The sequence below is a fragment of the Acetobacterium sp. KB-1 genome, from assembly GCF_003260995.1.
Classification (GTDB): Bacteria; Bacillota; Clostridia; order Eubacteriales; family Eubacteriaceae; genus Acetobacterium; species Acetobacterium carbinolicum.
In genome coordinates, this window is the sequence record NZ_CP030040.1 from 1,921,332 (window position 1) to 1,933,568 (window position 12,237).

Sequence of the window (12,237 nt, forward strand, 5' to 3'; positions counted from 1 at the left end):
CTTTCATTTTCTAATTAATTTTATATAGTTCAAAATCAATTCATCCTTATGATCCGTTAGTACTGACCCTGCTGCAAAAAGATAGTTATTGGTAAGATAATAGTGTATCAAACCTAACCAACTGTTAAAAATTATATGCATCGGTATTTCTTTGATTGCCTTTTTTTCCTTATCACGTTCAATCACCTGATTAAGATGAAACGAAACCACTGATTGGATATTAATGAATACATACTTTGCTTCTTGGGGCAAAATATTTATTTCGGAAATAAGCCTTTTATAAAAATCTTCATAACTGATCAGAACATTAATATGGGCCGCCAAAAAAGTCTCCAGACTTTCATCTTTTTCCGAGAGGAGATGCAAATGCTCATTAATTTCAGATCCAAAACGTTCAAGTAAACAACTAATGAGATTATCTACCGTTGGAAAATGAACGAAGATAGTGCCATGAGAAACATTAGCTGCCTTGGCTATTTGATTGGTTGTGGCACTAAACCCTTCCTCTGCATACACTTGATAAGCGGCATCTAAAATCAGTTTTCTGGTTGCTTCTTTTTGGATCTGACGTTTCGTTTTCATTTCACTGACTCCAAACTCATTGACTTTATACTTATTATAATTAATTATGTTCCTGGTGTCAAGAAATTATTTTTTTGTGCGTAATTTATCAAATAGTCTAAGCCAATCAAGGTTAAACGTGCTACTGTTATGTTATTGTATAAGCAGGTGAAAGAACGAAATATTTTTTAGCCAAACCAAAATAAAAATGATATGGAACCAAAACGATGAGCCATTTAGAGCAAAAACTAAACCAGATACCACCACTTCCCGGTGTTTATAAGATGTTGGATTCCGCCGGTCAAATTATCTATATCGGAAAAAGTAAATGTCTGAAAAAAAGAGTGAAATCTTATTTCACTAAATCCCCTAAGCAACCAAAGATTGAAAGAATGGTTTTTTTCATTGATGATATCAATTATATTGTCACCGATACCCATTTAGAAGCCCGACTGCTGGAATGTCAGCTGATTAAAGAGATCCAGCCATACTTTAATTCGCAAATGAAAAACGACAGACGGTATTTCTATCTGAAAGTTACTAATTCAGCCCATTCCAAGGGATTGTCGATTGTTCCGGAACGAGAAGACTATAGCTTTGGACCGTTTCGGAGAAAACAAGCAATCCAATCATTGATCGATATGTTCACCCACCTCTTTCCCATTGTTCAAGATAACCACCGTTTCAATTTTCACTATCATACGCTGCCTGAGATCATGAACCCTGATGATTTTTCGAAAAACAGACAGACCCTGCTTCAGATTTTTTCAGAAGCCACTACGCTTAACTGCTTACTTAATCAATTTCAGATCTGCATGAATAAAGAGTCTGCCCAATATCATTATGAACGAGCCACCACCTACCGGGATCTGATTAAAAGTCTGACCTATATCAGCCATATACTTCATGATTATAAGCACCTGACCACCAGAGATGTGCTTTTAAAAATACCGGTTGAGGATGGCGAAAAGGTTTTCTTTATCTCAAAAGGCAGAATCGTGTTAAAAAAATATTTTTCCCTTCTGACCCAAGCAGCGATTGATACTTTTTTAGCTGAAGGCTGTCGAAGCAAAGCAGCTATTGTCCCCTTCCCGGATGAAAAAGCAGCAGTCGATTTTCAAAATATCCTCTTCTCTGAAATCCAAGCCCTGCCGGATGAGTGGATTTTGAAATAAACCAATTTGCAATACTTCAATTGTATAAGTAGAATTAAATATTTAATGTGGGGGGCGATCAATGATCGCCCCCACACTGCACAATTGCCAGTTCATTTTGCAAAACTCTTTAACCAAACGCATACAGCAAAAAACTTTGGTTCCTCCTTTTTCATGAACAAATTCGTCTATCTTCAATCTCAGTTCAGCGTGAACTAGCCATCCGCTTGCTTCTTTCGGCCCCAAAACTCGCCGAATGCTGCTCCCCCTAGAATTAACACCGCTCCTACAACCTGAATGGATGTTAATCGTTCCTGGAGAAAAATCGCTGAAAAAAACAAGGCCGAAAGCGGTTCCAAATATCCCAAAATGGCTACAGATTGAGCCGGAAGCTGCTGAATTGATGAAAAATAAAGATAACATCCGATTCCTGTATTGACGATTCCCAATAATAAAATAGGAACAACGTCCACAAGCGTAACAGGAATCACCAGCCCCTGTTTGATCACCGTAAATATGCCAACGGTGACCAAACTTGCCAAGAGCTGCCATACCGCATTTTCAAGCCCGTTTATACTGACTGCTTTTTTATTGAAGATCACCATGACAGCGTACATAAATGCCGCCATTATTCCACAAAATAATCCCCAGGTCAATCCGCTTTGTATCAGCGTATCGCGATTGACCAGAAACATCCCCAGCAACACACTCAAAAAACCGATTATTCTGGTGGCGACCATTTTTTCTTTAAAAATCAAGGGTGCCAGCACCATCACAATTACCGGCCCGCAATAATAAGCCAAGGTTGCCATACTAACCCCGATTTGTGCATAACCTTCATATAAAAACATCCAGCTTGCACCCATCGCTCCACCGGAGATCAACAGCCAGACCAGATGCTTTTTGTGTTCCAGTCCCTTAAACTTTCCCCTAGTGATTAAAAACATCGCACCCAGAAATAAACTGGCGATCAAGGTTCTCAAAAAAACTATTTCATAACTATTCAGTAAAATCGCACTGGCCACAATTCCATTTGTGCCAAAAAGCAATAACGCCGATATGTATTTCGTATAATCTCTTTTTATTTTCATCAATAATAATCGCCTCCTGCCCTTCCTCTTTTTGTTTCAAACTTCATTTTTTTAATACTTGAAACACCGTGTATAAAAGTATATCATTAACATAAGCATTACATAAACGAATTCTTGTCATGTTGCTTATGACAAAACCAGATGATTGAAGGTGAACCTGATCATGAATATTCAAAAATACCTGGCTTTCGTAAAAACCGTTGAATGTGGCAGCTTCACAAAAGCTGCCACATTATTAAACTATTCCCAATCCGGCATTAGTCGAATGATTAACGATTTAGAAAGAGAATGGCAGATCTCACTCCTTGAACGCGGTCATACCGGTCTGCGACTCACTTCCGATGGACTCCAACTTCTTCCTTACGCCAAAAGTATCTGTTTGGAGTACGAAAAATTACAAACACAGATTAACGAACTGCACGGTCTTGAATCTGGCTTGATTCGGATTGGAACCTTTTCCAGCGTGGCTACCCATTGGCTTCCAAATATTATTAAAGCTTTTCAGAAAAAATATCCCAACATCGCTTACGAGTTGTTACTCGGTGACTATACCGAAATCGAAAGTTGGATTTTGGAAGGGCGCGTCGATTGCGGTTTTCTTCGACTTCCCACAAACCCTAGCCTGGAAACTATTTTTTTGGAACAGGATCGTCTGCTCGTTATTTTACCTGAGAACCATCCTCTGGCAAATTGCGACCGTTTTCCTGTTGAAGCCTTATGTAATGACCCATTTATGCTTCTGGAAAAGGGAGCAAAAGCCGAAATTTCAGAAATATTTGAACTTCACCATTTGGAGCCAATGACTCATTTCACCACCTGGGACGACTATGCCATTATGTCAATGGTGGAAAGCGGACTGGGAATCAGCATTCTGCCAGAACTTATTTTGCAGCGTCTGCCTTATCGGATCATTATCAAAGAGCTGGAAGTTCCTGCCTATCGCAGAATCGGAATAGCTATGAAAAATCAAAAAAACGCATCACTAGCGGTTAAGCGATTTTTAGATTACCTTCCTGATCGAAATAAACTGTAAAAAAAAGAAGCCCCGGAAATGAAAGTCTCAAATCTGGCTGCTTCTTTTTAATTTGTTTAATAATCTTCACTTTCCTTTTCGTCAATAGTCCCCAGCGCTTTTCTCAAAACATCTTTGATCTGTTCCTCTTTATGGTTCGGAATGGTGATCACCTCATCCAGGGCATCAATAATGATTCGGATTTTATCATCTTTACTCATTTTCATTTTTTCCCTCCTTATTTTTTATTGATTCAACATCTATTATAAACATTTAGCCATTGTCAGCACAATCAAAATTGCTGAATTTTGTTTCTTAAGATTATTTCCGTCTGGCCACACCTGAATCCTTTGCCGCCTGATAGACGGCTTTTGCCACAACCTTTCCAACCCGGGGATCAAAGGCTGGCACAATAATATAGTCGGCACTCCGTTCGTCATCACTGATTAGCTCGGCAATGGCTTTTGCTGCAGCAACCTTCATCGCTTCGTTGATGTCACTGGCTCGGGCATCCAGTGCGCCTCTGAAAATACCGGGGAAAGCCAGGACGTTGTTAATCTGGTTGGGATAGTCCGACCGTCCCGTTCCGACAACCCTCGCGCCGGCTTTTATGGCCAGCTCCGGATCAATTTCCGGATCCGGATTGGCCATTGGCAGAACTATGGCATCTTGTGCCATGGTCTCTACCATTTCGGGTGTGACGATACCCGGTGCCGAAACACCAATAAAAATATCAGCCCCGTTGATGGCGTCGGCAAGACTCCCTTTTTTGTGATGCTTATTGGTCATCTGGGCTATTTCCTGATGAACCCAGTTGCTGTACTCTTCGTCTTTTGAGAGAATGCCCTTGCTGCTGCAGGCGATAATATCCTTAACGCCGACATTTAATAGCATCTTGACGATGGCCGATCCGGCTGCTCCGGCGCCGCTCATGGCTACCGTCACCTGCTGCCATTGTTTGCCGACGACCTTCAGGGCATTCATCAGCGCTGCTGTCACCACCACTGCCGTGCCATGTTGATCATCATGAAAAACCGGAATGTCCAGTTCTTTTTTTAAGCGTCTTTCGATTTCGGCGCATCTGGGCGAAGCAATATCTTCCAGATTAATCCCGCCAAATCCCGGTTCAATCATCTTGACCGTCTTGATGATGACCTCCACATCCTGGGATGGAATACAGATCGGAAACGCATCCACACCACCAAATTCTTTAAATAAAGCGGCTTTTCCTTCCATCACTGGAAGGGCGGCTTCGGGACCAATATCGCCCAGCCCCAACACTGCCGATCCGTCAGTGACCACTGCCACCATATTTCCCTTTCCAGTATACTTATATACATCATCTTTGTTCTTATGGATCATTCGGCAGGGCGCTGCCACCCCTGGGGTGTAGGCCATGGACAAATCGTATTTGCTTTTTACTGGAACCTTGCTGTCAATGCTGAGCTTCCCTTGCCATTCTTCGTGTAATTTTAATGCTTCTTCCTGAATTCCCATCATGTCTCCTTTAATCCAACAATTTTATTTTCTTCTTTTTTTCTATACTCTATTCTGTTCTCTCAATCAACTCGCCAACGTAATCTGATAATTCCAGGACTCTCTAACTTCTTTTATTTGCCTAGATAATTCATGTTTACCTCTAACAATCGATCGCTTTCAACTAACATTAAGCACTGGTAAAATTATAACATTTATCCCCCAAGACAACTATAACGATTTTTAATCTTTGACTTTGAATCCAACCTCTTATATAATACGTTTGTTGAGTTCATACAAAGATTATCCACTTCCAAGAATCTGTGCGGTTGCCATATTCCCACCAAAGCGAATATCCTTTTGACCTCAACATTAAATATTGCAGGAGGTGCAAATGTCAATTTTTACACTGATTATCCCCATTATTGTCGTATTGTTAGTTATTGCCATCTTAATGATGAGCTACGTTAAAGCTCCCCCAGATACAGCCTATGTCATATCTGGTATTAAACGGCGTGTCATCATCGGAAAAGCGGGAGTCAAGATTCCGTTTCTTGAACGCGTAGACAAACTGGACTTAAAAATGATGTCTGTTGATGTCAAAACTGGTGAATCCGTACCAACCAACAATTTCATTGATGTGATGGTTGATGGCGCTGTAAAGATCAAGATCGGTTCATCACCGGACGCCATTTTACTGGCTTCCGAAAACTTTCTAAACCAATCAACTGATGCCATTATTCCCCAGGTAAAGGATGTCCTTGAAGGAAATGTCCGTGAAATCATCGGCTCACTGGACCTAAAAGACATGTTAACCGACCGAAAATCCTTTTCCGAAAAGGTTCAGGAGAATGCTGTTCCGGATCTTAAACGGATGGGGCTTGAAATAATCTCCTTCAACATTCAATCGATCCGCGATCAGGCTGGGGTAATTGAGGACCTGGGGACCGAAAACAAATCTCAAATCAAAAAAGGCGCTGCCATTGCTCGTGCCAATGCGGAAAAAGAAGTCGCCATTGCCGAATCGGAAGCCGCAAAAATTGCCAATGATGCCCGAATTATAGCTGATTTGGAAATTGCCCAGAAAAATACCGATTTGGATATCCGCAAAGCTGAATTGAAACGGCAGTCTGATCTAACTCAGGCTCAGGCCGATGCCGCTTACCAAATCGAGCAGGAAGAACAGCGAAAAACAATTGAGACTAAAACTCAGGAAGCCAACATTGTTAAGCAGGTCAAAGAGATTGAATTAGCCACCAAAGAAGTTGAAGTGCGTGAACAACGATTAAAAGCTGAGATCAACAAAACTGCCGATGCCGAACGCTACCAACGTAACCAAAAGGCTGAAGCTGATTTGTTTGAAAAGCAAAAAGATGCTGAAGCGAAACTGTTTATTGCCACCAAAGATGCTGAAGCCAATCGATTGGCTGCTGAAGCTGATCGCTATGCCAAAGAACAGGAAGCTGCCGCAATCGAAGCGAGAGGTTTTGCCGAAGCTGCGGCAATCAAGGCCAAAGGTCTGGCCGAAGCCGCCGGAATTGATGCCAAAGCCGAAGCGATGAAGAAATACAGTGATGCCGCCATCATGGAAATGTACTTCGATGCTCTTCCCGAAGTCGCCCGTAATGTTGCCGCGCCACTTAACAACGTCGATCGTATCACTATGTATGGTGATGGCAATTCCGCCAAAATGGTCAAAGACATCATCAATTCTATGTCACAAGTGACCGAAGGCATCTCAGAAAGCACCGGTATTAATCTGCAGTCGTTAATTTCCGGGTTCTTAGGCGGTAAAATGTCAACACCTGCCGATTCTTCCGCAACACCAGTAAGCACACCACCCATTACTGCAACCAGCGAACCGCATGACCTGGATTTAATAACCGAGTTTACCGCTCAGATTCAATCCGATCATTCCAAAACCAACACCGAAGACACTGAAGACCCCGAAGAAGTCTAATTTTTAAAAACGAATCCTAATTTTCCAGTATTTTATCACTGTCGCTGTTTGGTTCTTCCCTTTCAGGTCGCGGGAATTTAAAAGAAAAGCATCGAATTTTGGTGCTTTTCTTGCTTAAAAGGGTAATTTGGCTTATCATTAAATTAATCCATATTTATAACAAGGGGGTATCGCTATCGTGAACGCTTTAACCTTTTTTAGTCAGTTGTTTGGCTTAGAAAATTCACCAGTTGCTCAATTGTCCCTCTTTATCGGAGGCGCATTTTTAACGATCCTGTTTGTTTTTCTGATTTATTATGTTGTTTTTCGGGTGAAACAAGAATCACCCGAAAAAATTAAGCAACCCTCAGACGGATCTTACCAGGATCTATCGACGCTTACAGCAAGCCCCGATTCAGCACCGCTTCAGGATCGTGCGATTAAAGAACAGGCCCGGTTGCAAAAACTAATCGGTTTATTAAAAACTGCCAAACGGCGGGAGTCACTCTATCCCCAGGAAGCCATCCTCGAAGATCTGGAAGCGGTTGTTTCAAAGGTTCGGGACAAAATCTGTAAAGATCAGGAACTTCGGGTTTTTCCGCAGTACGCCAGTTATCATGCTGAAACGGCCATTACACTCCTTAATACCTACCTTGATTTAGATCGAACTCACGATGAATCGGTAGAAAACATCAACAAGATCAGACTTGAAATTATCGCATCATTCCCCCCACTGCTTGACTATTATCAGGATTATTTAAATCGCTTGTATGATACTCAGTATTTTGATGTCGCCAGTGATGTTAATGTGGTCAAGTCGATTTCAGGGGATAAAAATAAAACATTACTTTAGAATTTTATAGCTAAGACCGGCTTAATTATGTTATACTATTAAGCAATAAATCAAGAAGTAAGGAGGAAGAAACATGCCAACAAATCATATCGAAGCTGATTTGTTTTGTGTAATCTGTGAGAAAGATACCCCTCATGAAATAGAGTATAAAAACGACCAAATTTCCCAGATTACCTGCAAAGAGTGTTATATCGAAATTTCGATTAACCAGGAGTTTGTCAATAATCATTTTAAAGAAGACTTTGTCAAACGCGTTTTATCAAAACCAACCCGAATGACGGCAGAGATGGAAGCTGATTTAAGCATTTTCTTAAAATCCTTACCCTCCCGGGTAATTTCAAAACCTTTTCGAGTGTACAAAGAATATAAGGAGAAATAGCACTCAAAAGCTTTTTTAACTGGTCTTATCTACCATAATTAAGCAGCTATTATCACACTTCAATTAAAAAAACAGAACCAGCCTGATGTTTAGTAACACCATCAGACTGGTTTTTTTACTGCGTAAATTTTATCAATTAAACGCTACTCATCAAAGCGATCCTTAATCATTTGCACCAGTTCCGCCACTGCTTTTACTTCGTCTTCGCCTTCTGCTTTTATCTTAACTGTCGTTCCCTGGGTAATTCCCCCCGCCATAACCCCGACGATACTTTTGGCGTTAATCTCTTTGTCTGCTTTGATCACAAACACATCGGATTTAAATTTTCCGGCCGCCTTGACAAATAGGGATGCCGGCCGGGCATGGATACCTGTTTCATTTAATACCGTTACTTCTTGTATTTGCATAATTCTAATCTCCTTATCGCAATAAAAATTCAAATCTCAATTTTTAGTTTCTTCATCGATTCAAGAACATGAGCCATAACTGCAACGCCCGTTTCAAGTGTCAACGCTTCTGCGGCAATTTTTTTCGCATCCTGATAGCGGACATTGCGAATAATTTTTTTAACCTGGGGAATCGACAGGGCACTCATGCTAAACTCATGCAGCCCCAATCCCAAGAGCAGTAGGGTTGCCAGGGGATCGCCAGCCATTTCTCCACACATCCCGGTAAAAAGTCCGGGCTGATTCTCCGATGCCTGAATCACTTGCTTTACCAGACGCAGTATCGCCGGATTAAACGGATCATAAAGGTAGGAGACCGCCTGGTTCATACGATCCACCGCAATCGTATACTGACAAAGATCGTTGGTGCCAATGCTGAAAAAATCAACTTCTTTGGCTATAATATCGGCAGTGATTGCGGCTGATGGAATCTCAATCATCACTCCTACTTTTACATCTTTACGATAGGCAATCTGCAACGCATCCAGTTCCGCCATACACGCTGCGAGGATTTTCTTTGCCTGTCTCACTTCATCCACATTTGAGATCATTGGAAACATAATATAAGCATTTCCATAGACGCTTGCTCTTAAGATGGCGCGAAGCTGGGTCTTAAGCAGTTTAATTTCTTTAAAACACAGGCGGATCGCCCTAAGTCCTAAAAATGGATTTAATTCATCATCCAACGGGAGATAGGGCAATTTTTTATCACCGCCAATATCCATGGTGCGAATAATCACCGGTCCATCCGGGAACGCTTCCAGAACAGATCGATAAGCAGCCATTTGCTTATCTTCCCCTGGCATGGTGTCACTGTTCATGTATAAAAACTCTGTTCGATAGAGACCAATCCCGGTGCCGCCGTTTTTAAGAACCCCCTGGATATCAGCCGGTTCGCCGATGTTTCCGACTAACTAGACCTTACGTCCATCCAGCGTGATGGCCTCAAGATCTTTTATACGCTCCAGTTCTTTTAAGTGTGCCTGATACTTCCGCTGATCTTCTTCCGCTTCTTTAATCTGATAGCGATCCGGATTTACGGTAACCCGGCCATTAAGCCCATCCAGAATAATCATCTCACCAGTATTCACTTTTTGATCAATATCGCTCAAACCAAGTACCGCCGGAATCTCCAGACTCCGGGCCATAATCGCCGTATGTGATGTTCTGCTCCCAATATTGGTTGCAAAACCCCTTACCTTTCTTTTATCCATCAGGGCCGTATCTGAAGGCGCCAGATCATCAGCGATGATGATGACGTCCTCCTTGAGTTTTGACAGGTCGGCCCTGACAATACCTAAGATATTATTTCGGACCCGGTTCCCCACATCTTTGACATCCGCCGCTCGGGCACTGAAATAGGGATCATTCATTTGTTCAAACAGTATCACCAGACGATCCGTCACGATTTGAACCGCATAAGCGGCACCCACCTTATTGTCAGCAATTTCAGCTCTAACACTCTCCACAAACTCAGGATCCTGAAGGATCATCTCATGGGCTTCAAAAATAGCGGCTTCTTCTTTGCCCAGCTCACTTACTGTTTTTAATCGAATTTCTTCTAATTGACTTTGACTTTTATCTAACGCCTGTTTAAACTTTTTTATTTCTGCATCGCTGTCTTCATAATGATCCGCACTTACTTTAACATCTGCTTTTTCATAAATCAGTGCTCTGGCGATGGCAATACCTGGTGCCGCTATAATGCCCTCTTTAATAAACATGCCTGGCCTCCTTGTTTTTTGTCTTTATTTCCGATCGAACCAATTGGCCAAATCATAAACCCTACCCTTTAAACCGTTTTTTTCTACTAAAACACCTCCAAACTGATTTGTTCTACATCCACAGTTTGGAGGTGTACTGAATCCTGAAAATTGGTTCATGCGTTTAGATTACTGACGATCTGATCAATCATAACTCCTTTGTTTGACCTTTTAAACGCTTTATTTTCTGGGCAGATGAATGCATTTCCCCAACGCATCGGCACACGCTTCCATAAAGGCTTCGCAGTAGGTGGGGTGGGGATGAACGGTGGCGGCAACCTCATGAGCGGTTATTTCCATGCTCATGCATAGCGCCGCTTCACAAATCATTTCTGCTGCCACCGGACCCACCATCTGAACACCTAAAATTTCTCCATATTTTTTATCGATGATCACCTTAACAAAGCCGTCCGTTTCACCCGAAGCCAAGGCCCGGCCGTTGGCGTAAAGCGAAAAAGTCCCGATCGAAATATCATACTCTTTTTTTGCCGCTTCCTCGGTTAAGCCGACCGTGGCCGCTTCCGGCAGGGTATACAGACAATTGGCAACATAGCGCAAATCAACCTTTTCGTTCCCACCCATGGCATTAACTGCTGCGGTCTCTCCCATTTTAGATGCGGCATGGGCAAGTTGCAGCTGTCCGTTCATATCCCCGATACAAAATACACCCGGAATACTGGTTCGCATTTCGTGATCAACCGCAACAAATCCACCGTTCATTTCGATCGCGCCGTGCAATTCACCCAAACATTCCAGATCAGCACAGCGTCCGGTTGCCACCAGCACCTTTTCCGCTGTTATTGTTTTTTGATCCGAAGTCGTCACCACAAGCATGCCCGCTTCATTTCGCTCAATGGATGCGACGGCGGCATTTAAAACAGTTTTAATGCCCTGGGCTTTAATGGCTTTTCTAAGAACCTTATAAATATCTTTACCCATCGGTTTGACCAATTGATCGGTAAATTCGACCAGCGTTACCGCACTGCCAAAGGCTGCAAATGCGGTGGCAAACTCGCAACCAATTACACCGCCACCGATAATCACCAGACTTTTCGGGACCGTCTCTAAATCCAGCAGCGTATCAGAGGTTAACACCCCCTGACTTTTGATTCCGGGGATATCAAGAAGCCGCGGTTTTGAGCCGCCCGCCAGAATAATGGTTTTTGCCTCAAAGTATTGTCCATCACAACGAATTTTCCCGTCTTTTGTCAGCTCCGCCGTGCCTTTAATGACTTTCACCCGGTTACTGTCAAGCAGACCGGCCACACCGGTTGTCAGTTTTTTTACGACCTCATTTTTATTGGCAACCACCTCCACCATGTTAACACCAGGCTGACTCACATCAATCTGAATCCCCCGGGACCGGGCATTTTTGATATGCTTGATATACTCCGCTGTTTTAATATATGTTTTGGTGGGAATACACCCTCTGTTTAAACAGGTTCCGCCAATGGCATCTTTTTCAAAAATAATCACGGACCCGCCCAATTGAGATGCTTTAATGGCGGCAACATAGCCTCCCGGACCACCGCCGATAACGGCGACATCAAATCCATTTTTCAT

Annotated in this window: 11 protein-coding genes and 1 pseudogene; 5 read left to right on the top strand and 7 right to left on the bottom strand. The window is 42.5% G+C overall.

Annotation, left to right across the window (positions count from 1 at the left end; all coding sequences use genetic code 11):
• Window positions 1-3: 3 nt before the first annotated feature.
• The gene (locus DOZ58_RS09005; protein WP_111887983.1) at window positions 4-582 is read right to left on the bottom strand and encodes a TetR/AcrR family transcriptional regulator; all 579 of its coding nucleotides are present in this window, start codon (window positions 580-582) and stop codon (window positions 4-6) included.
• A 206-nt stretch (window positions 583-788) separates the two neighbouring features.
• Between DOZ58_RS09005 and DOZ58_RS09010 the strand changes: the two genes are divergently transcribed.
• The gene (locus DOZ58_RS09010) at window positions 789-1,736 is read left to right on the top strand and encodes a GIY-YIG nuclease family protein (protein WP_111887984.1); all 948 of its coding nucleotides are present in this window, start codon (window positions 789-791) and stop codon (window positions 1,734-1,736) included.
• Window positions 1,737-1,930: 194 nt separating this feature from the next.
• Here DOZ58_RS09010 and DOZ58_RS09015 read toward each other — a convergent pair whose 3' ends face one another.
• Window positions 1,931-2,800, bottom strand: coding sequence for a DMT family transporter (locus tag DOZ58_RS09015; protein WP_111889721.1), 870 nt, complete (start codon window positions 2,798-2,800; stop codon window positions 1,931-1,933).
• A gap of 163 nt (window positions 2,801-2,963) precedes the next feature.
• Here DOZ58_RS09015 and DOZ58_RS09020 point away from each other — a divergent pair, with 163 nt between their 5' ends.
• The gene (locus DOZ58_RS09020) at window positions 2,964-3,839 is read left to right on the top strand and encodes a LysR family transcriptional regulator (protein WP_111889722.1); all 876 of its coding nucleotides are present in this window, start codon (window positions 2,964-2,966) and stop codon (window positions 3,837-3,839) included.
• 56 nt (window positions 3,840-3,895) lie between these two features.
• On the opposite strand, the gene DOZ58_RS18540 is transcribed toward DOZ58_RS09020, so the two are convergent.
• Both DOZ58_RS18540 and DOZ58_RS09025 read right to left on the bottom strand, forming a co-directional pair.
• Window positions 3,896-4,045: a hypothetical protein gene (locus tag DOZ58_RS18540; RefSeq protein WP_162624486.1), complete on the bottom strand. Its 150-nt coding sequence runs from the start codon at window positions 4,043-4,045 to the stop codon at window positions 3,896-3,898.
• A gap of 94 nt (window positions 4,046-4,139) precedes the next feature.
• Window positions 4,140-5,315: an NADP-dependent malic enzyme gene (locus tag DOZ58_RS09025; protein ID WP_111887985.1), complete on the bottom strand. Its 1,176-nt coding sequence runs from the start codon at window positions 5,313-5,315 to the stop codon at window positions 4,140-4,142.
• A 373-nt stretch (window positions 5,316-5,688) separates the two neighbouring features.
• On the opposite strand from DOZ58_RS09025, the gene DOZ58_RS09030 reads away from it, so the two are divergent.
• The 3 genes from DOZ58_RS09030 to DOZ58_RS09040 all read left to right on the top strand — a co-directional run bounded on the left by DOZ58_RS09030 (window position 5,689) and on the right by DOZ58_RS09040 (window position 8,465).
• Entirely contained in the window at window positions 5,689-7,254 is a 1,566-nt protein-coding gene (locus DOZ58_RS09030) for a flotillin family protein (RefSeq protein ID WP_242988651.1), read from the top strand.
• A 178-nt stretch (window positions 7,255-7,432) separates the two neighbouring features.
• On the top strand, window positions 7,433-8,086 hold the full coding sequence (locus DOZ58_RS09035) for a hypothetical protein (RefSeq protein WP_111887986.1): 654 nt from the start codon (window positions 7,433-7,435) through the stop codon (window positions 8,084-8,086).
• Window positions 8,087-8,159: 73 nt separating this feature from the next.
• Window positions 8,160-8,465 (top strand): bh protein, encoded by a 306-nt coding sequence (locus tag DOZ58_RS09040; RefSeq protein WP_111887987.1) that lies wholly within the window; start codon window positions 8,160-8,162, stop codon window positions 8,463-8,465.
• Between the two features lie 143 nt (window positions 8,466-8,608).
• Here DOZ58_RS09040 and DOZ58_RS09045 read toward each other — a convergent pair whose 3' ends face one another.
• The 3 genes and pseudogenes from DOZ58_RS09045 to lpdA form a co-directional block, all read right to left on the bottom strand.
• Entirely contained in the window at window positions 8,609-8,872 is a 264-nt protein-coding gene (locus DOZ58_RS09045; RefSeq protein WP_111887988.1) for an HPr family phosphocarrier protein, read from the bottom strand.
• A 29-nt stretch (window positions 8,873-8,901) separates the two neighbouring features.
• Window positions 8,902-10,635 (bottom strand): annotated as a pseudogene (gene ptsP / locus DOZ58_RS09050) (phosphoenolpyruvate--protein phosphotransferase).
• Window positions 10,636-10,854: 219 nt separating this feature from the next.
• Window positions 10,855-12,237 carry a dihydrolipoyl dehydrogenase gene (gene lpdA / locus DOZ58_RS09055; protein WP_111887989.1) on the bottom strand — a complete coding sequence of 461 codons (1,383 nt, stop codon included), beginning with the start codon at window positions 12,235-12,237 and terminating at the stop codon, window positions 10,855-10,857.